The organism is Paenibacillus sp. 23TSA30-6, assembly GCF_014858585.1.
Lineage (GTDB): Bacteria > Bacillota > Bacilli > Paenibacillales > Paenibacillaceae > Paenibacillus.
Genome location: NZ_SLTL01000001.1, coordinates 85,131 through 111,936 on the forward strand (window position 1 = coordinate 85,131; position 26,806 = coordinate 111,936).

The window sequence follows — 26,806 nt, forward strand, 5'->3', positions numbered from 1 at the left end:
TCCAAAACTATATTATGGATCATTTTGAGGAGGAAAAATAAATGTTGGATGCTTCAAGAGTCATTTTAGGTACGTATGGTCAGGCGCATGTGGACGGGGTATGGCAGACGAATATCAATAAGCTGGAAGCCAGCGTAGAAATGGAAAAACGCGAGCTGAACCTCGTGGGCAATGACTGGAAGGTACACAAACGCGGTATTAAAAAAGGAACGGGAACGATGAGCGGCTACAAGGTTACGTCCGATATGCTTCGTCGTGGTTTTAACCGTTTTGAGATTATTACCAAACTGGATGATCCGGAAGCCTTCGGACACGAAAGTATTCGTCTCATTCGTTGCACTCCTGACAAAATTCAACTGGCCAACTGGACAGCTGGAGAAGAAGTACAGGAAGAAACGACCTTCACCTTCGAAGGTTATGAGCTGCTTGACCCGATTGTAGCGAACTGATATGAACACGGGGAATAGGGATGCCGTAAGGTGTTCCGTTCCCCCAATACAAATTGATAATAAGGGAGAATGACTTATGAGCTTGAATGAAAATATGACAGAAGAACAAATCTTGGACAGTCTGTTTGAAGCCGCTGAAAAACTTCCGGAGGAAACGGTCCGCATCAAGCGCCTCGATATGAAAATTGTGCTGCATGGTCTGACCTCCAGCAAAGTAGACAGCATTCGTGAACGTTGCACGATTCGGCGGACTGTGAAGGGTGCGGTGGATGAAAAGGTAGATACCGAAACCTTCAATGCGTTGTTGATTTCGGAAGCTACTGGCAAACTCGAAGTAAAGGGCTTGTCTCTTAGCGGTTGGGGCGATCCTCGGATTACAAGCCGCTTGAAGCTGTCCGGTGGCGAACAGTCTGTCCGCCGTATGCTGTTGGCAGGTGAGCTGGATGCCGTAGGTGACAAAGTGCTGGAACTGTCCGGTTTTGGCGTGGAAATTGCTGATCTAAAAAACTAATCAACTCCGGGGGAATGACGACGATGCTGTACCACTTGTGGGTCCGGCACCACCTCCGCCCCGGAGACTTTTGGCAGCTCCCCCGTGGCGAGCGCATGCTTTTGTTGGCGTTTGCTGAACAGGAAATGGACAGCATGGTTTCTTCAAAAGCATAAACAAGGAGGTGAACATGAAATATGGCAGAAGCATTAAATTACCGCATGAACCTCGTGATTGATCCTAAAAACGTCATTAAGGCGAACCGCGAATTGCGCGCAATGGAACGCTATTTTGAGCGGATTCAAGGGCGTGTTTTGAAAATAGGCCGCACTCGCATGGCCCCGGAAATCGTGCTGAACGATATGGCCTCCAAAGGGCTGGATAATCTGTTGAACAAGATTAACCGGGTCAAATCCCAGATTATTAACGCCTCGGGGAATGTAAATGTGAAGGCAGTCTCTCAAGGTAGCTCACCAGCTAACAGCGGTGCTGCCAAAACAGGTCCCATTAAGGGAGATAACAATCTGAGTTCAGTATTGCAAGCAAATACTGCTGCTGTGGAGGCCAATACGGCCGCTATTGGGGATTTGAGTACTAAGTTAGGCTCTCTGAAGATCGGTGGTGAGAAGGAAGAGGAGCCTAAGGGTTTTATGGAAAATCTTAAAGATACTCTAGTCGGTGTAAAAAAGTTTGGCGAAGGTATGAAGGGATTTTCTGAATTAAAAACTAAAGCAAAAGATTTAAAAACAGCGTGGACTGATGCTGGACCAGTTGGGGGAACTACAAAAAGGCAAAAATTAGTAAATGGAGCGAAAAAAATATGGAATAATAAAGGTAGTTTAGGTAAGGCCACTGGTGAACTTTTAGAAAGTTTCGGTGGTACTGGAGATATGCTGGAAGGCGGAATGGATTTTTTAAAAGGTGGCGGTGGAATAATTGGGAATATTAAAAGCGGTGGCAGTGCTGCTATAGATGCAGTTTCTAGCGCGGCTTCTAGCATTATAAACCCAAGTACTGCTGGTGCAGCTGAGGAAGCAGGATCAGGCTTGTTCAAAAACCTTTTAAAAGGTGGCGCGAAAAAGCTAATGGGTCCTTTGAGTTACGGAATGGACATTATGAATATCGCTCAGGCTACCTCTGGTAAAGAACGTGCAGAAGCTATTGGTTCTACTGTAGGGGGGACCGCTGGTTCAGCGTTAGGTGGAGCTATAGGCTCATTTTTGCTTCCAGGTATTGGTACCGTGGTTGGCTCTACACTTGGAGGTATGGCGGGAGACTTTGTTGGAGGTAAAATTGGCGGATTAGTCTCAGATTATGGTCCAGCGATTATGGATAAAGCCAAGTCAGCTGGTAAATTTCTTGGAGAAAAGGCTTCACAAGTCAAAGGATGGATTTCGGATAAGGCTGGAGACTTTGGTAAAGGCTTTTCTGATTTCTTTTCTTTTGGTAAGAAAGATGAACCTAATAAAGAGCCAGCTAAGCCACCTGAAGTTCCTAAACCTGCAATCCCGCCTCATTCGACTATAGGTGCCTCCCTTAAGCCATTAGCAACTAGGCCGCCTTTATATAGTGCAGTTGCATACGTGCCTCCGCAATCAGGTGCAAAAGGCGTCCCTAATCCTTATGGTCCAATGGCTATCGCTAACCAAGGGGTCAATCCAAACCCACTGCTGAATACTACGGCTCATGCGAACAACGGAGCCAAAGCTAAAGGTAAAGCCAATGGTAATCCGACTCCTCAAGTAGTACAGATTAGCCCAGAACAAATGGGAACGCTCTCCGGCTTTTTGAAGGATTTTAAGACGGAAACTACGAACCAATTCAATCTTCCAGCAGGGGCTGTACAGGTAACTGTGCATGAAAACAAGCTGGATGTGGAGGGACTTATTACGCAAATTGGCTACCGTCTCAAAGCCGAGATTCTGCGGGCAACGCAGAACACCAAGCCTGCGAGCGGAGGAGCTATGTAATGCAGTAGGATGGGAGTAACGGGGAAGGAGGAAAGAGATGGAATTTAGTTTAACGGATGGCAAGGGATTTAAGTTTATATTTCCGGTGAATCCCGAGGAAGTGACGATCTCACGGCAAAAGGGATTTGATACGACGACGATTTTATCCTATGGGGAGTTTGATTTTCCGCAAGGGGAGAAGGTGAAGGAAATCTCCTTCTCTTCTTTTTTTCCCAAGGAGTACGATGAATCGTATTGCAATTATAAAGATTTACCTGATCCGCAGGAGGCCATGAACACGTTGAATGGTTTTTTGCTGTCCCAAAAGCCATTACGCTTCATTATTTCAGAGACGGCTGTAAATGTACCCGTAATTGTAGCGTCTCATAACTCCACCTTTCGGGGCGGGGAATATGGGGACGTGAATTTTGATCTTTCGCTGCGGACCTGGAGTGAAATGAAGGTATCCAAAAAAGCTGGTAGTGGGACGAAGTCTTCTACAGTCAACAAAAAGCCCCGCACGGATATGAAAGAAAAGAAGAAAACCTACACGGTGAAATCGGGGGATTCCTTGTCCAAAATTGCCAAGCTGGAGCTGGGGGACAGCTCACAATGGAGTCGTATTTATCAGCTTAACAAAAAGGTCATTGGTCAAAATCCGAATGCGATTAAACCGGGGCAAAAGCTGGTGCTGTTATGAGCTATAAAGTTATTTTACAGGATAAATATGATTTGTCGCCGCTGGTGGAGAACATTAATTTGAGGGATTCGCTGGAGCAAATCGCTTATCAGGGCACGGTGAATTTGGTCGTTACGCCGGATATGCCGCCCATTTCTCCAGGGATGTCGATTCGGGTTAGTGGCATTCCATATGGCAAAAAAGACTATGTCCCCTTGCTGTCTCCAGCGGTTATTTGGGAAGTGGAAACCTCCAACAGTGGACTCAAGCGTATGACGCTGACAGTGTATGATCGCACGGTGTATTTGGACAAATCGGAGGATGAATATTTACTCCCTGCCAAGCAGACGGCTACTCAGCGTTTTCAGAAATATGCCAGGGATTGGAAGCTGAAAATCGCTTCATTACCAGATACGAAAAAGTTGCTGGGTCGTGCCGTATACCGGACACAGTCCATCTATTCCATGATGCTGGGCGATCTGCGTGAAACGGCAAAGGCGGGCGGTAAGCTTTATCATCCTCGGATGATTACCTCCGGTTTGGAGCTATACGAGCTGGGAACGAATAAAGATGTGTATGTTTTGGAGAGAGTGACCGATACGACACAATCCCGTACGCTCGAAGGCGCGGCCACGAGGGTGAAGGTGCTGGCTACGGCGGCCAGTGAAACGGGCAACGAGGTTCCGTCCAAGGTGATGGCGCTTGAGGAAAAGGACATTGCCAAATATGGAACGCTTCAGGTGATCGTGCAGGATGACGAGGTAAAATCGGGTGCAGCCGCACGTGAGTTGGCCAAAAGTAAGCTGAGAGGCATACAACAAACGATATCGCTAAATGCACCGGATATGAACACGATTCGTGCAGGAGACGCGGTGATGCTGGGTTCCATGAAGCTGCTGGTGATTTCAGTGAGCAGGGAATTAGGGAACCCCGGCAGTATGTCGTTGGAGCTGGGCACGTATGACGATGTAAAAAGGAGGTTTTATCTTGAATAAGGACCCCTACGGGCATTTGGCAACCGCGCTGCAATCCTCTTTTCACAAGCATACCAAGCAAGCGCTGAGCGGAGTGGGTGCGGTACTGGGCACGATTACCTCCACAGGAATCAAGCTGGACGATTTTAAACATGAGCTTCAGGATTATTTGGTTGCCGAGCTGCCGGGATTGCTGTCTGTACCGCGTCATATGTACAAAGGAACCTCAACCGCAGTGGAGTCGGAGAATTGGGAGGGCAAGGAGCTGAAAACTTCCTTTTATATCGGGGAGGACGAGCTAGAGGATGTGAATCTGAGCCTGAACGAAGGACTTAAGCCCGGAGATCGCGTACTTGCGGTTCGGGTGAATAGCGGCAACGATGTGGTTGTGGTGTGCAAGGTGGTGAGTGGACGTGGCTAATTTATTTCCCGAAACGGATGATATGCTCTGGACGGATATTACGGACCCTGATGTGCTGGAGGATAACCGGGCGGTATTTGGACGAAGCTGGCGGTTTGATTTTGAAGCCGGAGAATTTGTCATGAGTCCCAGTCGTAAAATCGTGACTACAGGTGAAAAAGAAGCCTGGGTGCAGTGGTGTGAAAAAGCAATTCGCACCCCTCGCTACCGTCATGTGATCTATTCTCCCGACTATGGTAGCGAGCTGGAGGAACTGATCGGCAGCAGCTATGGGCACGGTGTGCAGGAAAGTGAAATAAAGCGCATGGTCACCGAAGCGCTACTGGCAGATGCTCGCACGGCTAGTGTGGATCAGTTTACGTTTAGCTGGGAAGGCGAGGCGTGCCATTTTAGCTGCCAGATTACGAATGTGCGAGATGAAACGGAAATTGTGGAAAGTGTGGTGATCTAATGGCAGACTTGCCGGAATATTTGGTAGATCAGACGGAAGAGGAAATTTTGAGTCGTATGCTGGAAAAAGTGCCTTCGGACATTGATAAGTCCGAGGGTTCTTTTATTTGGGATGCGCAGGCGCCCGTGGCATTTATGCTCTCCGAAGCGGCAATCTGGGCACAGGAGCTGCTGCGCCGGGGCTTTGCCAGTACGGCGGCCAGCGATAACCCGGATTTTCGCTCGCCTGAGCTGGATCTGCGAACAGCAGAGCATGGAGTGACACGGCGGGAAGCGGTTGCTGCCTCAGGTATGGTCACGTTCACGGGCACAGCGGGAACGACCGTCCCGGTGGGAACGTTGGTGGCAACCCCGGCAGATGATGTATCGGGGGAGGCTTCCATTGAGTATGCGACCACGGCAGCGGTCACGCTGGATGAGCAGGGTAAAGGAGAAGCAGCGATTCGGGCAGTCAATCCCGGTCGCAGCGGTAACGTACCCGCGGGCGTCATTCAGGTGATGGCGAGCCCAGTCAGTGGTGTTTCCTCCGTTATCAATACAGAGGAAACTAAAAGTGGCACGGACATTGAGAGCGACCAGCTGTTGCTGGAGCGTTTTTATGCCAAGGTGCGGAACCAGGGAACAAGCGGCAACAAGGCGCAATATACGCAGTGGGCGAATGAAATCGCCGGAGTAGGCGGCGTGGAGGTTGTTCCGCTGTGGAAAGGGCCGGGTACGGTGGCTTTATATGTGCTGGACACGGATAAACGTGCTGCCAGTCCGGATATCGTCGCTGCGGTGCAGAAGTACATTGATCCGACTCAGGATGGACAAGGCGAAGGGTTGGCACCAGCGGGTCCCGTGGTGACGATCATGCCAGCGACAGAGGTGGAAATTAACATCTCGGTCAAGGTACAGCGCACCAAAGAGAAGCCGTCCACACTGGACGAAATCAAAAAGCTGATCGAAAGCGGTGTGCGAACGTATTTGAAGCAGCTAGCTTTTTACAAGGAAGACCCGTTGGTTCGGTATACCCGGATTGCTGCTGTTCTGCTGGATATTCCGATCATTATTGATTTCTCTGAGCTAAAAATCAACGGACAGAGCAATCAAAATATTGAAATTGGATCAGGTCAGGTGGCGGTGCTGGGGACGGTGAGCGTCAGTGAGTAATGATGGTACGAACATGAACAATCAAACGAATCGTCTAGCTATGGGTGAAGAGGGGCAAATGAGCAGCTTGCGGGGACGCGAGCTGTTTTCCTATTTACCCGCCTACTATGAAATTTCCCGTGTGATGCGCTCCGATATGGATGCAAAGGGCAGTGAACTGGATTCCTTGTATCTGGCGATGGATGCGACGGTGGCTCAGTTTTTCGTCCGTACCGCTACCTGGGGATTGGAACGCTGGGAAACGGAGCTAGGGATCGCAACCGAGCTTAGTAAACCGCTGGATCAGCGGCGTGCAGTGGTGGAATCGAAGCTGCGGGGAGCAGGGACTTTTTCCGGCCGACTTGTCAAAAATGTAGCCGAAGCATATGACGGCGGTACGGTAGATGTTACCTTTCATCCCGCCGAATGGGGATTCACGGTCAAATTTATAGATACCATCGGGATTCCGCCCAATGTGGAGGATCTTAAAGCAGCCATCGAGGAGATCAAGCCGGCTCATTTGGCGGTAGAATATAAACTACGCTACCTGACCATTGCTGAAGTCGAGTCTATGACCATCTATGAAAATGAACATACAACACAGGATAGATATTTAGGAGGTGGCGCATAACATGGCAAGTGAAAAAACACCAAATCTAGGCTTAAATCAAATTGATCGTACATCGCCCAAAACAACGTATTTTGATCTGGAGAAGTATTTGGATCAAAACTGGCGTGCTGTAGATGATTTTGCAGGTGATGTGAATGATGGTGTGAATGCGCTTAAGAAGCGGTTGGATACGACGGAGCGTAAGGAGGTTACGCTGTCACCTGGAGTGCAAATTGTTCATGCGGAAAAGGCTTCGCCGTTCTCGCTCACGGGGCTGAGCGGGCGTACGTTGGTGAATTTGTTGGGTAGAGATTGGGGAGTATCGAAAACCCTCTCAAGATTTGGACGTTATCAGTCTACGTTGAATATTGATGTTACAAAAAGCATAGTAGGAGGCGGTTCTTTAAAAATAACATCGGAACTTGCCAATGCTATTGCTGACGGTTTTGGTAATACAACAACGACAATAAAAGCAGGCAAAAAGTATATTGCTCTAGGGAATTTGTACAACGAATCTGCCACTAATATGAGCATTGTTATTCAGGGAACCAGCGCCTCAAGTCCGTGGGTTACTTCCAAGAACAAATGGGAGTTCACTTATGTAGCATTTTCGCCCTCAGCAGATGTTAACAATACCCAAGCGATGGCGCGACTTAATGTTACAGCAGCCGGTCAAGTTGGCTATGCAGATGCCCTTAGATTATATGAGATTTCTGATACTGAATACACAGCACTTGCCAGTATGACGCTAGAACAAATAGCCTCCAAGTATCCTTATGTAGATAGCGTAACTCCTGTACGTAATCCATACGCAATTCGTTACGGTGAGAACTTACTGCCGACGCTTTACGAGTGGTCAGCAAAACAAGGGAATCCCGTAATTTCGGATCTGCAAAGTGTTGTAGTTACATCGGACAATAAGCTAATACACAATGTTACTCCAGTAGTCCCTGGCAAGACATATACCCTATCAGTTGAATCATCCGATGTTAATGGTCGGATATCCGTCACAAATAACCCTGAATCTACTGTGCTTGCGGATAAAACGGGTTCTGGACTATTGAGTGTTACATTTACAGTACCTATTAGAGAGACCAGCATTAACGTTCGTTTGCTAGGGACAGCGACGACGCCAGTGACCATCTCTAACCCTATGCTCAACATCGGTAACACCGCCAAGCCGTTCAAGCCGCGTGAAGACTCCATGCTTGCTCTGCAAACAGATCTGTACGCCGACCCGGTGACAGGAGCAAATAATGATACAGTTTTTGAACGTGATGGGCAGTATTTCAAGTCAAAAAAATGGCATAAGGTAACACTGGATGGTGGATTTTCTTGGGCCTACGATGCTTCTACAAAAGGGTATAAAGTTGTTAAGCTGAGTGGAGATGTTCTACCCAAAAATATAGGTGGGATATGGGCTACAAAATACGACGGAGCAATTCTAAAACAATGGCAAGCTACGATAAACGAGCCGGATTTTTTATGGATTCAAGGTAGCGGCCAAAACTTCTATGCGACAGTCTCTGCAACAGACAGCGGTTGGGGAGACAGTTACACGCCGACAGCAGACGAGATTAAGGCGTATTTCATGGGATGGAACATGTATTACTGGAACGGTACGAGTGCGGAGATTTTTAACAACCAAGGTTCTAAGAGCTGGAGGCAGATAAACAATCACGGGGCAACCACTTCGGTATTACCTACAACACAAGTAACACCGGGAATGAGTAAAGACGGTAGATTTGTATACTGGGAGCCATATCAACTAGTATACCAACTCGCAACGCCTACAGTAGAGCCTATCGTTAGCGAGGGACAGCTTACGTTTAACGAGGGTGATAATCAGCTTAATGTAGGTACAGGGATTGTATTGCGTGAGCGTGCTAAGCCTGCCAAATACGATAACTACGACATCAATACCGGAAAATCACTAGGCAATGCCCTTGCCTACCGTGTAGCTTGTTATATTGGTCTGTACGAGAACAGTAAACGCAAGCTACGTGGGTGGGGTGTGTTTAATGGTATCGATAATGGTCAAGCCATAGCAATCTATCCTGAAAGCTATGTTTCGGATGCTTCTTATAGCGTCACATATCTGATGCTTGACCGTTCGCCTGTAGTGCCGTTTACAGGTTCATGCGCAACTAATGAAAAATCGCTTCTGCTGGATTTGGTAGATAGCGTTCAACAGAATACATCGCGGGTGTCAGTTCTGGAGAATAAGAAAGCAGAGAAGGACGCTCCAGTGTGGATTACGCCAACATTATTGAACGGCTGGACTGCCGTTGTGGGTCTAGCAGCATATTCCGCAGGGTACTACAAAGATGGTTCGGGAGTTGTCCATATGAGAGGGTGGCTTACTGGAGGCGCTACGGCTCAGACAATCGCTGTTTTCAGACTTCCGCCTGGATATAGACCGATACAACGCAGTCTTTTTCTATGCTATGATTCCAGTAATGCAGGGACAAATCTTAAAACGTCCGCCCTTGTAGTTAATTTGGATGGCACGGTAGCGGTGGACGCTATTTCTGGTGCTAACATTTCGCTTTATCAAATTAGCTTTTTAGCCGAACAATAAAGGAGGACAACACATGAAATCAGCACCCAAAGTAAATACAGACGGCCTCTATCTGGAGGACGAGTTGGTGGACGATGCCTTTTCGGGTGTCGTCCCTTTTTATAATCCATCTTTACTCACGCTATCTGATACAGACCAGCAGCTAGACACCTATCAGCTTACTACCAGCAGTTCGAGTGCCATAGATGAAACGAATTCAGAAAACATCCCTGCTGGCTATACCGTCGGTATTATAGTGCCACCGGGCTTATACCATCCTTGTTTTGATATCCAAAGCTGGCTGGCATATGAAGCAGAATACGGTGAAAAGCTGGCAGAAGCACAGAACGCATACGAGCAGATCAACAAGGAATCACAAGCTTCATTTCAGAAGCTCCATGATGAATGGCAAAGCAAACCGGAAAACGAACGTGGGGACGAGCCTGTCTATCTTGCCCAGGCCTTTACGTCTCCAGAGCGAAGAGACCCCACGACATTTTGGAGTGAAGGCTTAAGCGAGGAAGCAATTAAGGAACTGACACAAAAAGCGGAGCAACAGCCAAGTGAGACAGATCAATTGAAGCAGCGTATTGCAGATCTGGAAGTAACGCTGACTCAGCTTATGCTGGGCACTACAGGGAAATAAACGGAGGTGAAATCATAACCATGGCAGCTTTAACAGAGGCTCAATTGCGTATTTGTACTCATGCCTGCATCACCCGCTGTGATCGGGGAGAGGGCGACGTAGCTACGATCATTGGAAGCTATGTTTTGGATGAACAACAGCGTGGGAAGGTAATGGAGATTATTTTATCCAAACGTTCTGATCTGGTTCCGGGTAACGTAGAAGATTTATCATCTGTGGATGTTTCGATTAAACAGAAAGAAACGGTTAAATGGTATAGCTCTATTTTCCGCAAGAAAACAGTATAGCGAACAAAACAAAAAACAGCCTGTACCCAAAGGGGGAACGAGCATGTATGAAAGAATAAATCCGATTATGATTGATCGTTCCGAGCTGAAAATGAATAGATGGAGTAATCAGCATAAAGGGATTCAATTTGGTCAGGCGACGGAGCTAGGGGTGGTGATCGTCGGTGTATGGTGATGGATTGAACAATAACCAACTCGATATCCAGAGTGTAATAGAGGATATCAAAAGTCAAATGCGCAGTGTGCGAGGACGGGAGCTATTCTCCTATTTGCCTGCCTATTACGAGATTTCCCGTGTAATGCACGCTGATATGGACGCAAAGGGTAGTGAATTGGATGCTCTATATCTCGCGTTGGATGATACATTAGCCCAGTTTTTCGTTCGTACCGCCACCTGGGCGCTGGAACGTTGGGAGATGGAGTTGGGCATCCCTACTGATTTGGATAAGCCGCTGGAGCAGCGACGTTCGGTAGTAGAATCCAAGCTGCGCGGGAGTGGCAAATTTTCCGGGGATTTAGTACGAGGTATTGTGAACTCGTTTGGCGCCGATGGAGAAGTTGATTTTTTTCCGACGGAATACAAGTTCGGCATCAGCTTCGAAAATCGGGTTCCAGAAAATATGGCTGATTTTAGAAAGATCATAGAGGATGTTAAGCCTGCTCATCTTGCTTTTTATATAAATAACAAGACCAGGCTCACATTTCTTCATGAACATGAGATGGATCAGCGTCTCCGATTACGTTCAAGAGTTCGCTTTTTTGGTGGTCGCCCCTGGTATCTGGATGGTGTTGAGTTATTAAACGGAGGGGCTTCGTTGTCTGGCTGGACTGGGGAACGTCTGCGGTATTTGAACCGCACGAAGCTATCCACTTTGCATCGTGTGGACAATCATCAGGAAGGTAACGTAAAAATACGAAATCATTACTGGAAATTCGATGGAAGCATGAGGCTCGATGGTACCCGACTCTTAAGCTCAACGGAGACGGTTATCTCAATATAGAGCACTTACTAATATGTGGTACTCATTGGTAAGAGCGTGAAAACTTGCAACATAGTTGCCTCATAATAAATGGATTAGACAAGGGTAAACGTTAATTTTTATGAGAGAAAGGATGTTAGTCATGGCAGAACAAGTTTTAACAGTCACGACCGCTTATGCAAGGGAACAAATGGCGCGTGCCCGCGCTGAAGGTGGTTCGCTAACTAAAGTGGTGAAGATGGCATTTGGTAGCGGAGGTGTGGATCAAGCAGGTAAGCCACTCCCTTTGGAAGGAACGGAACAGTCATTGAAAAAAGAACTAATCCAAAAGGATATTACCAGCTTTGAATTTATTTCACCTGCGACAATCCGCTATACCTGCTCACTGGCAGAAGCTGAATTGGCTGGTGAAATGATTAATGAGCTTGCTTTGGTGGATTCGGCTGGTAAGCTGACGGCTGTTCGTACGATGAGCAATAAGACCAAGGATGCTGACATGGAGTTTATTTTTGAAATTGATGATATTTATTAAGGAGGATGAGTCTTATGGCGATAAAACAACCACGTAGATTTGTGACAACGGATCAGGGACATGCGGATGTCCTGAATGTACCAATTGATACGCTTTATTCAAACGACCAGGAACTGGCTGCACAGGTGGAAAGCATCAAAAAGGACCCAGCCGGGAATGGTGTTGCTTCCAAAGAAGCACTGGATAACCATACTGCAAATACAGACCTTCACGTCACAGCCGCCAAACAAGCGGCATGGAATGCAGCAGAAGACAACGCCAAACAGTATACGAAGGATTACGCTGCTCCAAAACAACATAGTCACCCGGCATCGGATTTGCCAAGCGCCACTACACAAGCACGTGGTATTGTTCAGCTTAACACTTCCATCGGGAGTACGGCCACGGATCAGGCAGCTACGCCGAGTGCGGTAAAGGCAGCTAATGATCGAGCAAATGAGGCATATAGCCGGGCAGACCAGGCTTTTACGCAAGCCAGTGATCTTAAATCAAAGGTTGCTAACGCTATCACTGGCAAGGGCGGTAGCGCCAACTCTGGTATGACCGGAGATCAGTTAGCAGCATCGATTCTAAATTTACCTACAAAGAAATATGCAACTGGTTATCTTAACCTAGATAGAACGGTCGTTCGTGTGGGGGAATCATATATCCTTACTTTACCAATAGATTTTAACCCCAGTGCTGTTTTTGTAACTTTGGAGGCTTTACAAGACTATTCAGGTGGAGGTTCAGTATATGCAGTAATTAGGAATACAGGAAAAGATGGAATCGGGGTGCAGGGGGCCAACGGTAAGGTGGATATATTATTATCTGGAAAACAGGTTACGTTCAAACCTACATCAACGACTACCAGTCCTGTAGTTTCATATTTTCGGTTTAGCCTATATCAGTGGTGGGCTTACGAGTGAAGAAGAATAATTGGAAAATTGATTGAATCAACAGAAACTAAGACGTTAAGGGAGAGGCACACACATCTGAAATTTAGGATAGTACACCGTGACTTTGCTTTACTCCTTCCCTTCAGCCGCCTAAAAGACATACCAGAAGGTATTCTAAACTTAGAAACAAAAGTATTGAAATTAAATCTATATAAAGAATATTAAACGATATATCATATAACAAATATAAAATTATAGAGAGAGATAAAAGTAAACAAGCACATCTTCACAACGGAGTAAGTTTTTTTCTGCCCTTGGATCAACCAAGGGCATCTATTAGATAACTTGTATCCAAAGGGGGAACAAGCATGCATGAAAAGGTCGATCAGATTTGGCTGGGGTTTTCCACGGGGACCTTGATCGGTTATTTTTTCGGGGGGTGGACGACGATGTTGACGTTGTTGTTATGGATGGTCATTATCGACTTTTTTACCGGCTGGGCGGCGGCCTGGATTAACGGAGCATTGAAAAGCCGAGAAGGCTATTACGGTATTTTTCGCAAGGTTACGGTGTTTTTGATGATTACAGTAGCTCATCTGATCGACGGTATTCTCGGAGATGCACATTATTTCCGGGATGCCGTCGTTTTCTTTTATTTGGCAAATGAACTATTGTCGATTATTGAAAATGTGGGTCGAATGGGAGTGCCGATGCCGGATATTTTGCGGAATGCAGTGGCGATTTTTGAGACCAAGTCGATCGGAGAAAAGAAAAAGCCAACAGACCCCTCCGACAAAGGGAATAAAGCTTCATAAGGTGAGCAGAATGCACCTCTGCCCCATTTTCAGCACCAAGTTGGAAAAGCCCGGACCACGTCAATGGTCCAAGCATAGTTATAACAGTAACATCATCGGATACAACATTATGAATGACAAGGAGGGATCGCCTTATGCAAAATCGCAGTCCTAACGCTGCCGAAGGCATTGACGTGTCCCGGTACCAGGGAAATATTGATTGGAAACGTGTACGAGCCGATGGCAAATCGTTTGCCTTTATTAAAGCGAGTCAGGGGCAGCGTTACGTCGATCCGACATTTATCACCAATGCAAAAGGGGCCAAGGCAGCAGGGGTATTGCTGGGGGCTTACCATTTTGTAGATGCAACCAGCGTTGACATGGCCAAAGCGGAGGCCGGACATTTTGCTGAGGTGCTGGATCGGGTTGGAGGCGCGAAGGCGCTGGACTTTCCAGCGGTCATGGATTATGAGAACAATCCGGGGGGACTTAGCTCTGCCGCGATCCATGAAGTAGCTATGGCGTTTTTGACGGAATTTGAAAGGGTAAGCGGTCGCAAGCCGATGGTATATACGGGGAACGCATTTGCGGCACATTTCAAGGCGCCGCTGGGAGCCTACAAGCTATGGATCGCGCGTTACAGCACACGAGTGCCCAACGATACCACAGCATGGAAGCAGTGGGATTTCTGGCAATACAGCGACAGCGGACGGGTGGATGGGATTCAAGGACCAGTTGACCTGAATGTATATAGCGGAACCGAGGCCGAGCTGCGCCAAGCTTTTGCAGGAGAAGAGGGGGATGAGCCGATGACAGCAGAGGAAAAAGCGGCATTTAAAGCCTTGCAGCAGCAGGTTGCCGCACTTGAAAACAGTAAGGATGTGCTCAAACAGACATTGAACGAACAGACCGCTTATATTAAAAAAGTGGATCAGCGAGTAGCTGACCTGGAGGCGCGTCAGGCGATGCAAGTGCCAGCTTGGGCAAAGGAAGCCGTAGCCGCAGCCGTTGCTTTTAATCCGTCGAGTCCGATTGTGGATGCCAAGCAGCCGAGCAGCTATGATTTTTATCGCCTGCTTGTAGTCTTGAACCGTCTGGGTGTGTTTAAGAAATCGTCGTAAACTACTGAAGAAACAGGAGCCAAGTGGGGAAATTGGATCTTGCAAGAGGACGCGAGCAGATGGTAGAGCCGCGTTCTTTTTCATATATTTGTAGATATTACCCTGTGATATTAACTAACATTGCTCTCCAGAAACGTTGGAAAATTTTAAAAAATCTATGAAAACACTCTTGTCTACCATCTCATTTTATAGTAAAGTAACCAGTAATCACTCTCCATTCATGTAATCACTTGTATATATTGTGAGTATATATGACATTTCTCACTATGATTCAACAAAAGCTGAATGCTTTGGAGACAGCAATCTTCCTCATAACCTCACAGACCTTCGCATCGGGTACGAAACTATAGGCATACATCACGGAGGCCGATTGAATTGAACCACAGGTGTTGATATCTACTTTTACATATAAAATTACCTTACACACCTCCTACTTGAGCATTTTGCAACAATCCCAAGAGCGATTTCAAATCAGCAATATAGAGATCGAAACGGTTTAGTTCGTCTATCTATTGTACTTTCAGCGTTGGGAATCGAATGATGCAAAATGCTGACTAATGAATTAACTTCCATTAGAGAAAATGATATCACTCGGTAATAGGATGAAAATCAACTTGATTCCCTCATACTCACACGAAATAATGCACATGTGACCCAGAAGAAGTCTATTTTTCTGTTGAATATAAAGGGAGATTCGTTTTAGCAATTTGGCCTCCATCATTCGATAATACCTTACGATTGGTGATAGCTATTTGCTGTATAAGCTTACGTAACTGTGTGTCATCGGGGTTTAATTTTGACCCTGTGTTCATTAGATCATAGAGGTTATCCGGGCATCCATCTGGTATCAACGAACTAACAATATACGAGGTGTGAAAGGGGTCTGCTGCATGAGCAAAAAGTACGCAAAGAACAAAACTTGGACCGTCCTACTGGTGCTTGTATTGGGGGCTGTTCTGGCACTTTCCGGCTGTGGAGGTTCCAATGAAGGCGCAAAACCGGAGGCGGGAAAAACGCCAGGCGGCGCAGGAGAGGGCGCGCAGGATACATTAATTTATGGACGCGGCGGAGATTCCGTGGCGCTGGACCCTGCTATTGTGACCGAAAGTGAATCGCTAAAAATCGGGATGCAAGTGTTTGACACCCTGCTGGAATACAAGGAGAGTACCACGGAGATTCAGCCGGGGCTTGCAGAGAGCTGGGAAGTATCACCGGACGGACTGATTTATACGTTCAAGCTGCGTCAAGGTGTAAAATTCCATGATGGAAGCGACTTTAATGCAGAAGCCGTTGTATTTAACTTTAACCGCTGGTCTGATCCGAAAAGTCCATACAAATTTGAAGGGGACTCGTATGATTATTATGATTCCATGTTCGGGCCTGAAGGAAGTAGGGTGATTAAGGAGGTCAAAGCAGTAGATGCGAACACTGTTCAGTTTACACTGACCAAGCCACAGGCGCCTTTTTTACAAAATATCGCTATGCCATCCTTTAGTATCGCCAGCCCTAAGGCTATTCAGGAGAAAAAGGCTGACTTCAAGAGCAATCCGGTCGGTACGGGACCCTTTGTATTTAAGGAATGGAAACGGAATGATACCATCACGCTGGAGAAAAATCCAAACTATTGGAAAGAGGGACAGCCGAAGCTGTCCAAGGTCATTGTTCGTTCTATTCCCGACAATACCGCGCGATTTAATGCTCTGCAAAACGGGGAGATTGACCTGATGGAGGACCTCAACCCGGACGATGCGAAGCAACTGGAAGGCAACAATGAGCTGCAAAAAATTGAACGCCCATCCTTTAATGTGGCATACATCGGATTTAATTTGAAGAAAAAGATATTCAATAATCCCAAGGTGCGTCAGGCGCTTAACCATGCGGTGAATAAGCAGGCTATTATTGATGCGCTATTTGCGGGGCAGGCGAAGTCTGCGGTCAATCCGATGCCGCCTACATTATGGGGATATAACGATAGCATTCAGGATTATACCTACGATCTGGACAAGGCTAAATCCTTGCTGGCAGAAGCGGGCTACCCTAATGGGCTTACTGAGCCGTTAACCTTTTACGCGATGCCTGTATCTCGTCCGTATATGCCTGACGGTAAAAAGGTAGCGGAAGCCATTCAAGCTGATTTTGAAAAAATAGGTGTTAAAGTGAACATCCAATCGCCGGAATGGGCCACTTATCTGGATGATGTCAAGGCGGGACAGAAAGATGATTTGTATATGCTGGGATGGAACGGGGATAATGGCGACCCGGATAACTTCCTGTACACCCTGCTGGACAAGGATACGATTCCAGGCAATAATCGCAGCTTTTATGTGAATGAGGAGCTGCATAAAATATTGGTGAAAGCCCAGGTTGAGGTCGATCAGGATAAGCGTGCTGAGCTGTACAAACAAGCGCAAGTGATTATTAAACAGGATGCGCCATGGATTCCACTGGTTCACAGCACACCGCTAATGGCGGGCAAAGTGAATCTCAAGGGTTTCGTGCCTGCTCCTGGAGGTATGGAATCGTATAGCAGCGTTTATTTTGAATAGTCCAAATAGCTCAAGCGCAAGCAGGCGGTGATTCTGGTATGAACTCATACATTGTAAAAAGACTGGCCGTATTGATTCCGGTATTGCTCGGCATGACGCTCATTGTTTTTTCGATTATTCATGCCATTCCGGGTGATCCGGCGGAAACGATACTGGGAGACAAGGCCACAGAGCAGTCGAAGCAGGCGCTACGTGAGCAGTTGGGGCTGGACAAGCCGTGGTTGCAGCAATATGGAACCTACCTGAGCGAGCTGGCACATGGCGATTTGGGTGATTCGATCCGCACCAGACAGCCGATTGCCCGGGAAATGCTGCCTTACTTGGCGGCTACGCTGGAGTTGACGGTGGCGAGTATGTTTTTTGCCGTTGTTGTTGGAATGAATGCGGGTATTGTGAGCGCCTGGAAGCGGAATTCCTGGTTTGACTATGTCAGCATGGTCATTGCCCTTGTAGGGGTGTCGATGCCCATTTTCTGGCTGGGTCTGATGGAGCAGTGGATTTTTGCCAATAAGCTGCATTGGCTTCCTTCTATCGGACGCATGAATTCCCGTGATCCGGTGGAGGCGGTGACACATTTGGCGGTTATTGATGCGATGATTGGTGGACGTATGGAGCAGGTATGGACGGTCATCAAGCATTTAATTTTGCCCAGCATTGCACTGGGAACCATCCCGATGGCGGTCATTGCCCGTATTACCCGTTCCAGCATGCTGGAGGTTATGGATTCGGATTATATCCGTACAGCCCGAGCGAAGGGACTGGCATCTTTTCAAGTCGTGTACAAGCATGCACTTAAAAATGCCGCCATCCCCGTGCTTACCGTCATCGGTCTTCAGACGGGCTCGCTACTGGGCGGCGCGGTGCTGACAGAGACCATTTTTGCATGGCCTGGCATCGGACGGTACATTTTTGAAGCGATCAGCTCGCGTGACTATCCTGTCATTCAAAGCGGGATTCTGATCATTGCGTTCCTGTTCGTTATCATTAATCTGATTGTCGATTTGCTGTACGCGGTTCTGGACCGGCGTATCCGTTATCAGTAATCAAGTCGTCAATGGGTCAAGGGGGAGCTTGTCCGATGTCACAATTTTCGATGGAACCCAACAATATATCGACGACACGCCATACGCTGGCTCATGTGCCTGTCGTTTCCGGCCCTTGGAGAGACGCGTGGAGGGCTTTCCAACACAATAAAATGGCGCTCGTCGGCCTCAGCATTATTATCTTCTTTGTCATCATCGCTTTGATCGCGCCGTGGATTGCTCCGTTTGACTATAAAGCGCAGAATTTGGTGGGTCGCTTGCAGCCCCCTTCCGCAGAGCACTGGTTCGGGACGGACGATCTCGGCCGGGATTTGCTGACCCGTACGCTGTATGGAGCCAGAATCTCGTTGTGGGTCGGTTTTCTGTCCGTCATTGGTTCAATGGTCGTAGGAACGGCCTTGGGTTTAATTGCGGGATTTTATGGAAAATGGGCAGATATGATCATCTCGCGGCTGTTCGACATTTTACTGGCATTTCCGGGGATTCTGCTGGCGATTGCTATCGTTGCTATTTTAGGGCCTTCCCTGGAAAATGCACTATATGCCATTGCGATCGTCAATGTACCAACGTACGGACGGTTGGTGCGATCCAAAGTGCTCAGTGTCAAAACCGAGGAATACATCACTTCTGCCAGAGCGCTTGGGGCGAATAATGTTCGAATCATACTCCGATATATTTTGCCGAACAGCCTGACACCGATCATCGTACAGGGCACGCTGGGAATTGGAACGGCGATCATTGAAGCGGCGGCGCTTGGATTTCTCGGCTTGGGCGCACAACCTCCTCAACCGGAGTGGGGGAAAATGCTGTCGGATTCACGCCAATACATCCAGAATGCACCATGGACTGTTATTTTTCCGGGTATATCCATTATGCTGACTGTATTGGGCTTTAACCTGATGGGTGACGGCTTGCGGGATGTGCTGGATCCGAGGGCGAAGCGCTAGAACAAAAGTAGTGAGGTATATAAACCGAACTTAATAGTTACCTTTAGCGCCACTGCGCAGTCGGAATCTAATATTAATAAAAAAAGGTGTTCCCCGGCCTGAATCCTAATGGCTGGAGGAGCACCTTTTTCATATGATATTTTTCGTGTAATGAACTTCGATTCATTCAACTGTGACATACAATCTTCTTGATGCAAGTCATGTCAGCTTTCCTGAGACGTGAAAAAAATGTATAATCACTCCAATTGAGTACGTTGGGAGTGGGCTTTATGACATGGCAAAACAAGAGAGAGCATCGGCAGTTTCCGGAACAGACACGAAGCGACGCTTCACGGGCAGCATATGAACGGGATTACTCCCGATTGATCCATTCACCGACCTTTCGTCGGCTGCAAGGCAAATCACAGGTATTTGGCGCAGGCACGGGCGATTATTATCGCACACGGCTGACGCATTCGCTGGAGGTAGCACAGATTGCACGTGAAGCGGCACGCAGCTTGCTGCGGCGGCATCCCGAGGTGGAGCTGGGGCAGGCGGATAACGCCGGGCTCATTATTGATCCCGAGGTGGTGGAATGTGCGTCTATTGCGCATGATTTTGGTCATCCACCGTTCGGGCACAAGGGCGAAGAGGTACTGGACGGCATTTTGGATCAGCTGATCGAGACGAAGGTGGAAAAGATAGCGACCGCCGGAGGCTTCACGCCTGATTCCAAGCAGGGGCTGGAGGCATATGCACGCGAGCGGCAAATCTACGAGCATTTTGAGGGGAACGCACACAATTTCCGACTGATTATGTTTTTGGAGAAGCGTGAGAACGTGGATGGTCTGAATTTGTCGGACGCTGTTTTACTGGGGATCAACAAGTATCCGTATCCGGGGATTTTGAACAAAAAAGGGATGTATCTGCATGAGTGGGAATACATTCGTTCCATCCGCGAGGATTGGGGAATTCCTGATGGTCAAAAGACGCTGGAGGCTCAGCTTATGGACCTGTGCGACGATATTGCGTATTCCGCGCATGATCTGGAGGACGGTATTAAGGCAGGGAAAATTGAGGTGCACGAGCATTTTTTATATGATCCGTATTTGATCCGTCTGATTACAGAAAAAATCACCACTTTGGAGGATAGCTTCTGGCAAGGCTGGCAACTGGCTCAGATCGAACAGAAGGTGGCGGCTGTGCTTAGCGAATTTTTGAAGGTATGGAATGGAAAGATGCCAATGTGTGAACACGATTATTCCCGTACCCGTCGTGAGGTGAAAGCGTACTGGGTCAGTTTATTCGTCAGCAGCTTGGGTGTAATTGATGCGGGAAATTGGAAAAAGGTTACTTTTGTGCGGGATGGAAGCGAGGATCTCGATATGCTTCGTACCGTGAGTGTGCTGAAAAGCTTTGCCTGGGTCACGATGATCCGTGATCTGCGCGTACAGCGGCTGCAAAAACGGAGTGAATGGATGCTCAGACGGCTGTGGCTGGCTTTTCTCGATCCAGAGACATCCAAGTCCATTATTCCGAGTGATTGGCTCCAACGCTTTGAACGTGATCAGGCCAAGGCAAAACCGATTTGGACTTGGGAGCATATGGTCATTGATTATATTGCCGGGATGACCGATGCGTTTGCCGAGAAAATCTATAATGAGCTGTATGGTTTGAAGGTGGGTTCCATTTACGATCTGGACTAACATTTCATTTAACCGAGCATTTTGCATAAATCCTAATGCTGAACCTTATATAGTAGAAGAAACAGGTTTTTAAGTATGGAAAAGAAGGGGGGAATATCTATGGGTTCTCAGTCTATACCTGCCCAATCACTGAAGCTGGGGGTACTTGATATGGTGCCGTTATTGCCCGGAAACCGACCGGAGCAGGCCGTTCAATGGGCAGGAGAGCTGGCAAGACGTGCGGAAGCGTGGGGCTATACGCGCTACTGGACTTCGGAGCATCATGATATGGAGGGGCTGGCTTCCTCCAGTCCGGAAGTGCTGCTGGCTCACATCGGGGCAGTGACCCGGAAAATCAAGCTGGGGGCAGGGGCTATTTTGCTTCCGCATTATAGTCCGGTCAAGGTCGCAGAATGGTTTCATCTGCTGGCGGCTCTATATCCGGGCAGAGTCGAGCTGGGTCTCGGGAGAGCACCCGGTGGAGGACCACATGCTTCGATGGCGCTGAGCGGCAACTTTCTCCAGCATGTGGCTGAACTGCCACAGACGATGGAAGCGCTGCTGGCTTTGCTGGAAGGTACCTACGAGTATGAGCAGGTGCCCGTGTTTGCCCGCCCGATGCCTGAACAGCCACCTGCGCTGTGGATGCTGGGTACAAACCGTAAAAGTGCCGAATACGCCGCCCGGTATTCAACTGGCTATGTGTTCGGTCAATTTATGAGTGAGCAGGATACGAGAGATATGCTGAGCATGTACCGTTCCGGCTTTCAGCCGTCCAAACGAATGGACAAGCCCCGTACGATGGTTGCTGTAGGGGCAATATGTGCCTTAACGGATGAACAGGCGCAGCAGTGGGCTGCACAGATTACGATGGGTGACCCGGCGATGCGGACTAATTGGCTGGTGGGAACAGCATCGGATGTTGCCGAACGGTTGCACAGCTTGCAGGTTGAGTACGATAATGATGAATTTTTGTTGGTCACACCCATTCCCGATTATGAGCAGCGGCTTCAATCCTACCGTCTTATAGCAGAGGCCATAAATTCTAGCTATGATTCTAAATGAAAAGAGATCTGACATGAACCGACATGAAATCAATAGTTCTGTTATGAATATGCAAAGATACATATATACTTACGCGTGTCATGAAACCGAGCGAGAGCTGTGTCTTTTGGAGTTGAAAAGCTTGTTCGGTCACCCCCCTGAGCAAGATTCCACGCTGCTGTCCCATCGGCGGTTGGAGCCGGGCACCAGCCCGTTCATCCATCTTCGGCTGGATGTGACCGCAGATGCAGGTACGTTGAATGAGCTATGCGAAGCAGCTTCCGCAATTCACCTTGAAGAAGGGAAGACCTTCAAGGTCCTGTGCCTTAAGGAAGGCGACAACGTGGCCGACTATGATGAGCGTCGCGGTATAGAAAGACGCATTGGCGCACGTATTCGGGGGCAGGCGCAAATGAAGGAACCGGATGTCACCCTGGGTGTCGTACGGGTAGGAGAACGGTGGCTGCTCGGCAAGTGCATGTATAGCGACAGATCATGGCTGGAGCGCCGTCATAAGCCGCAAAACTATTCCACCGGACTACCAGTGCTGGTAGCCAAAGCGCTTGTGAATTTAGCAGTGCATGACATAGCAGCACAGGATATAGATGCGGGCCGATTGAAGTTGCTGGACCCGTGCTGTGGCATGGGCAATGTGATGATTGAAGCATTGAGTATGGGAAAAGATATTCGCGGTTGTGATATTAATCCGCTGGCGGTACGCGGGGCACGCGTGAATTTGCGTCATTTTGGATATGAAGAGGATCGGGTGAAACTGGGAGATATGAATCTGCTGGAGGGAACCTATGATGCAGCGATATTGGATATGCCCTATAACCTGTGCTCCGTGCTCCCTGCCGATGAACAAAAGCAGATGCTGCGCAGTCTGAGACGCTTGGCCGCACGAGCGGTAGTCGTAAGCACGGAGCCGATGGCAGCATTGCTGTCCGAGTCAGGCTGGACCCTCACGGAGCAATGCCGCATACACAAGACAGGTATGAGCCGGGAAATATGGATCTGTGAATAGTTTGTTAATACTGAGTTTTGTAGTTAACCAAGTTCAGCGGCAGTTCCTGATCGGCAGCATAGGCTTTCAAATTGGTGAGGAAAATATCTACCGCCCGTTCAGCGTAACGGTCCGTGTCGCCTGCAATATGCGGCGTAATCAGGACATTCTCCAGACTCCACAGTGGATGTGACGCGGGTAGCGGTTCTTCCTCGAATACATCCAGTCCGGCAAGGGCAATATGCTTTTGCTCCAGAGAGCGCACAAGTGCATCCGTATGGACAGTGCTGCCACGACCTACATTAATGAAGAAAGCTCCCTTACGCATGGCAGCAAATGCCTTTTCGTCAAAGAAGTGACGGGTTTCCTTGGTGAATGGCAGAATATTTACCACGATATCCGCCTCTCCTAACGCTTCATGTAATTGCTCATTTGTGTACATGTGCTTCACATGAGGGGCATCCTTGCCGGAACGACGAACTCCGATCACCCGCATGCCGAAGGCTTCTGCGATCCGGGCCGTTTCACGACCGATTTCGCCCACGCCCGTAATCAGCAGCGTTTTACCGCGTAATTCCGTCAGGTCGCCTTTCGGTGGCTGCCATGTTTTCTGACGTTGCAAGAGAACTGCTTGCTGTAAATACCGTGTATGCGACAGCAGCATCCCGAAGATTTGCTCCGTAATCGGAACGGCATGAACGCCGCTTGTATTGGTGAGTAAAATATGACGCTTTTCCAGCTCTGCAAGTGGCAGCTTATCAATGCCCGCCGACCAGGTCTGTATCCATTTCAGCTTGCTGTCGGGATGCAAAGCCGCTTCGACAATATGCTTGGACCAGCCTAAAATGACCTCAGCCTGTCGGATCTGTTCAGGATTCAGCTCTTGGGCTTTGCCAATGACCAGCTCATAGCCCGGGGCTGCTGCACGAACCTGCTTTTCTTGCTCTGCGGTAAGCTGGTGTAAACTGACGATGTTTCCCATGATTCATTACCTCCTCGGCTTTTGATTCTTTGGAGCTTCCAATATATTCTGCTGAATTATCCTTTCAAGGATAACAGATTGGTGAAAAGATTGCATAAATAGGGGTAAAAGCGAGCTTGCTGTGTCACTATAGATAACAACAAATGACTGTAGCTCCGATTAGAGATGAAAGGAAGACGATGACGATGAACGGATCAAAGCCGATAGTTTCGCATACAGCACAGACACAAAGACTTTTTACCGCGATTGCTCTCCCGAGCGAGCATAAGGAGGAGTTACGGCGCTGGGTGGAACAGGATGTTAACGAGCTTTCTTTTCGCAAATGGACCGATTTCAGGGATTATCACGTAACACTTCAGTTTTTGGGGGATGTGGCGACCAAGGATATACCGGAACTGGAACGGGCTTTATTTCAGGCGGCCGCTGCACATCTCCCGTTCACTCTCGGCATTGGCGAACCGGGGACTTTTGGGCGAGATGGATTTCCGCGTGTGCTATGGAGGGGAGTTACGGGGCAGAAGGATTGTTTGAACCAGCTCCACCAATCCATAGTTCATGCTACCGAACCGCTTGGTTTTAAGCCGGAGGAACGGCCTTACCGACCCCATATCACAGTAGCGCGTTCATATACAGGGCAGGAGCCTGTTCCGGCGTCTATTTTTCAGTCCGATGACCGGATAGGCGAGCCGTGGGAAGTGGAAGAATTTGTTTTGTACGCGACCCGAATGGGGCAAAAACCGATGTACCAAATAATTCAAACAATACCATTATTAAGTTGAAACCCTTGATCTATCAGCGATTTTAGTGATATAGTGTTTCAGCGTTATTCAAAAGGCGCATTTTGGGTTACATATCTGAGGAATGTGCCTAAAGTTCACGGGAGGAACATTATGGAAATCGTTAAAGAACATCGTTGGTTTGCACCTCTTTTGAGTGTGCTGCTTGTTTGTATATTGGGGGTAGGCCTCTACGCTGAGGTTCAACAAACACAGAAAAATCATAAAAATGCACCTATGCAATCTCTGAGCTGGTCAGGGAACTCTTTGGCTCCTGCACACGGGGACAGGATGGGGACCCATAACGGGTCAAACAGGACAAGTCCCATCTTTGCCGAGGCTCATGGGCAGCCGAGCTGGAAACAAATCATGCCGACTCCGTTACCTGCTTCCCAGATGAAGCAGGCGGGACAAGCCCGGAGCAATGTTGCAACCGGCGTGAAAAAGCCTGAAGTCCAGCATAGCAAGTCCGCAATTCTTACCCCTCCTACAACCATCTACTTTACGAAGACACAAATGCTCTCTCAGGATGACAAGGCGTTGTCTACCTGGAGCTATCATGTCTCCGCTAAAGAACTGCTCCTGCTACAAAAAATAGTCATGGCAGAAGCAGAAGGCGAACCGTACGAAGGCAAAGTGGCAGTTGCCAACGTTGTCTTGAACCGGCTGCGGTCAGCCCCATTTCCCGATACGATTCAGGCAGTGATTTATCAAAAAGCGCAATTTAGTCCGGTCGCGAACGGGCGTCTTCGTCGTGTTCAGCCCAACCAGGACAGCATTCGTGCGGTTACGGCTGCGTTGAACGGCCATAAAGCCGTGCCTGATAATACCTGTTTTTTCCTGTCGCTGACGTTGGCTCAGGATCTTACGGTTCATCATTCGCGTACCAAAGTGAAAACAATCGGCCATCATACCTTTTATAAATAAAGGCAGCCTTCTACAAATAACAGCCCTTTCTAAACAACAGGGTTCAGCTTTGTGAACGTATTTTTTCGTGTACAGGTGAAGCTTGTATGCAAAAAGAGGTATAATGGGTAAAGGAAAGGTACCTAAGTTTTGAAAGTGACGATGGAGGTGGCAGATGATATGAAAATCACATATTACGGACATTCAGCTGTGCTGGTGGAGGAAGAGGGAAAACGGATTATTATTGATCCTTTTTTGACAGGAAATCCTAAAGCGCCAGTGAAAGCTGAGGACATTCAGGTGGATGCAGTGCTGTTGACGCATGGTCATGCCGATCATTTTGGAGATGCTGTTGAAATTGCCAAGCGCAACGATTGCCCGGTGATTGCGGTGGCGGAATTGGCTGACTATTGTTCATCTCAGGGAGCCAAGGCTCACGGTATGAACCTTGGCGGTGGTCACCAATTTGACGGCTTCCATGTAAAATTCACGCTTGCGTTCCACAGTTCCTCTTTAAATGTGGATGGACAAACGATATATATGGGTGAGCCTGCGGGCATTTTATTGACCATAGGCGGCAAAACATTTTTCCATGCTGGCGATACCGCCCTGTTTGGCGATATGCGTCTCATTGGAGAGACCAACTCGATAGATGCTGCGGTATTACCGATAGGTGACGGTTATACCATGGGACCGGAGGATGCGCTGCTGGCAGCCAAATGGCTGCGGGCAAGCCGCGTGATACCGGTGCATTACAATACCTTCCCGGGCATTGAGCAGGACGGGAACGCCTTCTGTGACCGTCTGCACAAGGAAGGGATTGAGGGGAAAGCCCTGAATCCCGGTGAAAGCCTCGAATTTTAACCCGTATTGCCGAATAGCGGTTATACATCCAAGTACGAGAATATTCAACAGATATCCTTTATCAGCCTTTTCTGTTCCTT

28 protein-coding genes are annotated in these 26,806 nt (G+C 48.1%); 27 read left to right on the forward strand and 1 reads right to left on the reverse strand.

Going from position 1 to position 26,806, the window contains the following annotated elements:
• Positions 1 to 41 precede the first annotated feature (41 nt).
• The 24 genes from E0698_RS00435 (at position 42) to E0698_RS00545 (ending at position 23,219) form a co-directional block, all read left to right on the forward strand.
• Positions 42 to 449, forward strand: coding sequence for a phage tail tube protein (locus E0698_RS00435; protein WP_134910844.1), 408 nt, complete (start codon positions 42 to 44; stop codon positions 447 to 449).
• Positions 450 to 525: 76 nt separating this feature from the next.
• Entirely contained in the window at positions 526 to 960 is a 435-nt protein-coding gene (locus E0698_RS00440) for a phage tail assembly chaperone (RefSeq protein WP_044645253.1), read from the forward strand.
• Between the two features lie 176 nt (positions 961 to 1,136).
• Positions 1,137 to 2,909, forward strand: coding sequence for a hypothetical protein (locus tag E0698_RS00445; RefSeq protein WP_192510242.1), 1,773 nt, complete (start codon positions 1,137 to 1,139; stop codon positions 2,907 to 2,909).
• A 37-nt stretch (positions 2,910 to 2,946) separates the two neighbouring features.
• Positions 2,947 to 3,588, forward strand: a complete 642-nt coding sequence (locus E0698_RS00450) for a LysM peptidoglycan-binding domain-containing protein (RefSeq protein ID WP_134910842.1) — start codon at positions 2,947 to 2,949, stop codon at positions 3,586 to 3,588.
• Complete coding sequence (locus tag E0698_RS00455) at positions 3,585 to 4,562, forward strand: XkdQ/YqbQ family protein (protein WP_192510243.1); 978 nt, start codon at positions 3,585 to 3,587, stop codon at positions 4,560 to 4,562. The genes E0698_RS00450 and E0698_RS00455 overlap by 4 nt, the downstream gene beginning before the upstream one ends.
• Positions 4,555 to 4,962 (forward strand): hypothetical protein, encoded by a 408-nt coding sequence (locus E0698_RS00460; RefSeq protein WP_134910840.1) that lies wholly within the window; start codon positions 4,555 to 4,557, stop codon positions 4,960 to 4,962. The genes E0698_RS00455 and E0698_RS00460 overlap by 8 nt, the downstream gene beginning before the upstream one ends.
• Positions 4,955 to 5,413 (forward strand): DUF2634 domain-containing protein, encoded by a 459-nt coding sequence (locus tag E0698_RS00465; RefSeq protein ID WP_044645249.1) that lies wholly within the window; start codon positions 4,955 to 4,957, stop codon positions 5,411 to 5,413. The genes E0698_RS00460 and E0698_RS00465 overlap by 8 nt, the downstream gene beginning before the upstream one ends.
• Positions 5,413 to 6,564: a baseplate J/gp47 family protein gene (locus E0698_RS00470; RefSeq protein WP_192510244.1), complete on the forward strand. Its 1,152-nt coding sequence runs from the start codon at positions 5,413 to 5,415 to the stop codon at positions 6,562 to 6,564. The genes E0698_RS00465 and E0698_RS00470 overlap by 1 nt, the downstream gene beginning before the upstream one ends.
• Before the next feature lie 13 nt (positions 6,565 to 6,577).
• Positions 6,578 to 7,174, forward strand: coding sequence for a YmfQ family protein (locus E0698_RS00475; RefSeq protein ID WP_192510245.1), 597 nt, complete (start codon positions 6,578 to 6,580; stop codon positions 7,172 to 7,174).
• A 1-nt stretch (position 7,175) separates the two neighbouring features.
• Positions 7,176 to 9,734, forward strand: a complete 2,559-nt coding sequence (locus E0698_RS00480; protein WP_192510246.1) for a hypothetical protein — start codon at positions 7,176 to 7,178, stop codon at positions 9,732 to 9,734.
• A gap of 13 nt (positions 9,735 to 9,747) precedes the next feature.
• Entirely contained in the window at positions 9,748 to 10,359 is a 612-nt protein-coding gene (locus E0698_RS00485; RefSeq protein WP_192510247.1) for a hypothetical protein, read from the forward strand.
• A gap of 20 nt (positions 10,360 to 10,379) precedes the next feature.
• Positions 10,380 to 10,646, forward strand: a complete 267-nt coding sequence (locus E0698_RS00490) for a hypothetical protein (protein ID WP_192510248.1) — start codon at positions 10,380 to 10,382, stop codon at positions 10,644 to 10,646.
• Between the two features lie 43 nt (positions 10,647 to 10,689).
• Positions 10,690 to 10,821: a hypothetical protein gene (locus tag E0698_RS27275; RefSeq protein ID WP_273041191.1), complete on the forward strand. Its 132-nt coding sequence runs from the start codon at positions 10,690 to 10,692 to the stop codon at positions 10,819 to 10,821.
• A 58-nt stretch (positions 10,822 to 10,879) separates the two neighbouring features.
• Positions 10,880 to 11,647: a putative phage tail protein gene (locus E0698_RS00495; RefSeq protein ID WP_192510422.1), complete on the forward strand. Its 768-nt coding sequence runs from the start codon at positions 10,880 to 10,882 to the stop codon at positions 11,645 to 11,647.
• 121 nt (positions 11,648 to 11,768) lie between these two features.
• Complete coding sequence (locus E0698_RS00500; RefSeq protein ID WP_192510249.1) at positions 11,769 to 12,158, forward strand: phage tail-collar fiber domain-containing protein; 390 nt, start codon at positions 11,769 to 11,771, stop codon at positions 12,156 to 12,158.
• 14 nt (positions 12,159 to 12,172) lie between these two features.
• Entirely contained in the window at positions 12,173 to 13,066 is an 894-nt protein-coding gene (locus tag E0698_RS26520) for a tail fiber protein (protein ID WP_238353808.1), read from the forward strand.
• 338 nt (positions 13,067 to 13,404) lie between these two features.
• Positions 13,405 to 13,851, forward strand: coding sequence for a phage holin family protein (locus tag E0698_RS00510; RefSeq protein WP_134910834.1), 447 nt, complete (start codon positions 13,405 to 13,407; stop codon positions 13,849 to 13,851).
• A gap of 134 nt (positions 13,852 to 13,985) precedes the next feature.
• Positions 13,986 to 14,951 (forward strand): glycoside hydrolase family 25 protein, encoded by a 966-nt coding sequence (locus tag E0698_RS00515; RefSeq protein WP_192510250.1) that lies wholly within the window; start codon positions 13,986 to 13,988, stop codon positions 14,949 to 14,951.
• A gap of 890 nt (positions 14,952 to 15,841) precedes the next feature.
• A complete protein-coding gene (locus E0698_RS00520; protein ID WP_192510251.1) occupies positions 15,842 to 17,497 on the forward strand; it encodes an ABC transporter substrate-binding protein in 1,656 nt (551 codons plus the stop codon).
• Positions 17,498 to 17,535: 38 nt separating this feature from the next.
• Positions 17,536 to 18,540, forward strand: a complete 1,005-nt coding sequence (locus E0698_RS00525; protein ID WP_025685134.1) for an ABC transporter permease — start codon at positions 17,536 to 17,538, stop codon at positions 18,538 to 18,540.
• A gap of 35 nt (positions 18,541 to 18,575) precedes the next feature.
• Positions 18,576 to 19,487: a nickel transporter permease gene (nikC, locus tag E0698_RS00530; protein WP_192510252.1), complete on the forward strand. Its 912-nt coding sequence runs from the start codon at positions 18,576 to 18,578 to the stop codon at positions 19,485 to 19,487.
• Positions 19,488 to 19,756: 269 nt separating this feature from the next.
• Positions 19,757 to 21,172 carry a deoxyguanosinetriphosphate triphosphohydrolase family protein gene (locus E0698_RS00535; protein ID WP_192510253.1) on the forward strand — a complete coding sequence of 472 codons (1,416 nt, stop codon included), beginning with the start codon at positions 19,757 to 19,759 and terminating at the stop codon, positions 21,170 to 21,172.
• 99 nt (positions 21,173 to 21,271) lie between these two features.
• Positions 21,272 to 22,216: an MsnO8 family LLM class oxidoreductase gene (locus tag E0698_RS00540; protein ID WP_192510254.1), complete on the forward strand. Its 945-nt coding sequence runs from the start codon at positions 21,272 to 21,274 to the stop codon at positions 22,214 to 22,216.
• A gap of 13 nt (positions 22,217 to 22,229) precedes the next feature.
• Entirely contained in the window at positions 22,230 to 23,219 is a 990-nt protein-coding gene (locus E0698_RS00545) for a methyltransferase domain-containing protein (protein ID WP_192510255.1), read from the forward strand.
• A gap of 4 nt (positions 23,220 to 23,223) precedes the next feature.
• On the opposite strand, the gene E0698_RS00550 is transcribed toward E0698_RS00545, so the two are convergent.
• Positions 23,224 to 24,180: a D-2-hydroxyacid dehydrogenase gene (locus tag E0698_RS00550; protein ID WP_192510256.1), complete on the reverse strand. Its 957-nt coding sequence runs from the start codon at positions 24,178 to 24,180 to the stop codon at positions 23,224 to 23,226.
• 185 nt (positions 24,181 to 24,365) lie between these two features.
• Here E0698_RS00550 and thpR point away from each other — a divergent pair, with 185 nt between their 5' ends.
• The 3 genes from thpR to E0698_RS00565 all read left to right on the forward strand — a co-directional run bounded on the left by thpR (position 24,366) and on the right by E0698_RS00565 (position 26,726).
• Positions 24,366 to 24,959, forward strand: a complete 594-nt coding sequence (gene thpR, locus E0698_RS00555; protein ID WP_149094452.1) for an RNA 2',3'-cyclic phosphodiesterase — start codon at positions 24,366 to 24,368, stop codon at positions 24,957 to 24,959.
• Between the two features lie 111 nt (positions 24,960 to 25,070).
• Positions 25,071 to 25,883: a cell wall hydrolase gene (locus E0698_RS00560; RefSeq protein ID WP_134910828.1), complete on the forward strand. Its 813-nt coding sequence runs from the start codon at positions 25,071 to 25,073 to the stop codon at positions 25,881 to 25,883.
• A gap of 159 nt (positions 25,884 to 26,042) precedes the next feature.
• A complete protein-coding gene (locus E0698_RS00565) occupies positions 26,043 to 26,726 on the forward strand; it encodes a metal-dependent hydrolase (protein WP_192510257.1) in 684 nt (227 codons plus the stop codon).
• The last annotated feature ends 80 nt before the right edge of the window (positions 26,727 to 26,806 follow it).

What these genes read in the sequence shown, in the direction of transcription:
- E0698_RS00435 (WP_134910844.1), top strand. Translation starts at nt 42, where the DNA reads ATGTTGGATGCTTCAAGAGTCATTTTAGGTACGTATGGTCAGGCGCAT.
- E0698_RS00440 (WP_044645253.1), top strand. Translation starts at nt 526, where the DNA reads ATGAGCTTGAATGAAAATATGACAGAAGAACAAATCTTGGACAGTCTG.
- E0698_RS00445 (WP_192510242.1), top strand. Translation starts at nt 1,137, where the DNA reads ATGGCAGAAGCATTAAATTACCGCATGAACCTCGTGATTGATCCTAAA.
- E0698_RS00450 (WP_134910842.1), top strand. Translation starts at nt 2,947, where the DNA reads ATGGAATTTAGTTTAACGGATGGCAAGGGATTTAAGTTTATATTTCCG.
- E0698_RS00455 (WP_192510243.1), top strand. Translation starts at nt 3,585, where the DNA reads ATGAGCTATAAAGTTATTTTACAGGATAAATATGATTTGTCGCCGCTG.
- E0698_RS00470 (WP_192510244.1), top strand. Translation starts at nt 5,413, where the DNA reads ATGGCAGACTTGCCGGAATATTTGGTAGATCAGACGGAAGAGGAAATT.
- E0698_RS00475 (WP_192510245.1), top strand. Translation starts at nt 6,578, where the DNA reads ATGAACAATCAAACGAATCGTCTAGCTATGGGTGAAGAGGGGCAAATG.
- E0698_RS00480 (WP_192510246.1), top strand. Translation starts at nt 7,176, where the DNA reads ATGGCAAGTGAAAAAACACCAAATCTAGGCTTAAATCAAATTGATCGT.
- E0698_RS00485 (WP_192510247.1), top strand. Translation starts at nt 9,748, where the DNA reads ATGAAATCAGCACCCAAAGTAAATACAGACGGCCTCTATCTGGAGGAC.
- E0698_RS00490 (WP_192510248.1), top strand. Translation starts at nt 10,380, where the DNA reads ATGGCAGCTTTAACAGAGGCTCAATTGCGTATTTGTACTCATGCCTGC.
- E0698_RS27275 (WP_273041191.1), top strand. Translation starts at nt 10,690, where the DNA reads ATGTATGAAAGAATAAATCCGATTATGATTGATCGTTCCGAGCTGAAA.
- E0698_RS00495 (WP_192510422.1), top strand. Translation starts at nt 10,880, where the DNA reads ATGCGCAGTGTGCGAGGACGGGAGCTATTCTCCTATTTGCCTGCCTAT.
- E0698_RS00500 (WP_192510249.1), top strand. Translation starts at nt 11,769, where the DNA reads ATGGCAGAACAAGTTTTAACAGTCACGACCGCTTATGCAAGGGAACAA.
- E0698_RS26520 (WP_238353808.1), top strand. Translation starts at nt 12,173, where the DNA reads ATGGCGATAAAACAACCACGTAGATTTGTGACAACGGATCAGGGACAT.
- E0698_RS00510 (WP_134910834.1), top strand. Translation starts at nt 13,405, where the DNA reads ATGCATGAAAAGGTCGATCAGATTTGGCTGGGGTTTTCCACGGGGACC.
- E0698_RS00515 (WP_192510250.1), top strand. Translation starts at nt 13,986, where the DNA reads ATGCAAAATCGCAGTCCTAACGCTGCCGAAGGCATTGACGTGTCCCGG.
- E0698_RS00520 (WP_192510251.1), top strand. Translation starts at nt 15,842, where the DNA reads ATGAGCAAAAAGTACGCAAAGAACAAAACTTGGACCGTCCTACTGGTG.
- E0698_RS00525 (WP_025685134.1), top strand. Translation starts at nt 17,536, where the DNA reads ATGAACTCATACATTGTAAAAAGACTGGCCGTATTGATTCCGGTATTG.
- nikC (WP_192510252.1), top strand. Translation starts at nt 18,576, where the DNA reads ATGTCACAATTTTCGATGGAACCCAACAATATATCGACGACACGCCAT.
- E0698_RS00535 (WP_192510253.1), top strand. Translation starts at nt 19,757, where the DNA reads ATGACATGGCAAAACAAGAGAGAGCATCGGCAGTTTCCGGAACAGACA.
- E0698_RS00540 (WP_192510254.1), top strand. Translation starts at nt 21,272, where the DNA reads ATGGGTTCTCAGTCTATACCTGCCCAATCACTGAAGCTGGGGGTACTT.
- E0698_RS00545 (WP_192510255.1), top strand. Translation starts at nt 22,230, where the DNA reads ATGAACCGACATGAAATCAATAGTTCTGTTATGAATATGCAAAGATAC.
- E0698_RS00550 (WP_192510256.1), bottom strand. Translation starts at nt 24,180, where the DNA reads ATGGGAAACATCGTCAGTTTACACCAGCTTACCGCAGAGCAAGAAAAG.
- thpR (WP_149094452.1), top strand. Translation starts at nt 24,366, where the DNA reads ATGAACGGATCAAAGCCGATAGTTTCGCATACAGCACAGACACAAAGA.
- E0698_RS00560 (WP_134910828.1), top strand. Translation starts at nt 25,071, where the DNA reads ATGGAAATCGTTAAAGAACATCGTTGGTTTGCACCTCTTTTGAGTGTG.
- E0698_RS00565 (WP_192510257.1), top strand. Translation starts at nt 26,043, where the DNA reads ATGAAAATCACATATTACGGACATTCAGCTGTGCTGGTGGAGGAAGAG.